Annotated in this window: 1 protein-coding gene; it reads right to left on the bottom strand. The window is 64.9% G+C overall.

Going from position 1 to position 228, the window contains the following annotated elements; all coding sequences use genetic code 11:
• Positions 1–228 (bottom strand): hypothetical protein (locus HPT30_RS00025; RefSeq protein WP_175369637.1); only part of this gene is annotated, 228 nt, incomplete at both ends.

Raw genomic sequence — 228 nt, 5'->3', positions numbered from 1 at the left:
TGTCACCTGTCACTCCGGTCGCTCCTGTGGCCCCGGTCGCTCCTGTTGCACCGGTCGCTCCTGTTGCACCAGTATCACCTGTGGCTCCAGTCACTCCTGTGGCCCCGGTTGCACCCGTTGCCCCAGTGTCACCTGTCACTCCGGTCGCTCCTGTGGCCCCGGTCGCTCCTGTTGCACCGGTCGCTCCTGTTGCACCAGTATCACCTGTGGCTCCAGTCACTCCTGTGG

The organism is Paenibacillus agri (assembly GCF_013359945.1).
Taxonomy (GTDB): domain Bacteria; phylum Bacillota; class Bacilli; order Paenibacillales; family Paenibacillaceae; genus Paenibacillus_AQ; species Paenibacillus_AQ agri.
The sequence above is the reverse complement of the archived record's forward strand: the minus strand, read 5'-3'. Positions and strand labels throughout refer to the sequence as shown.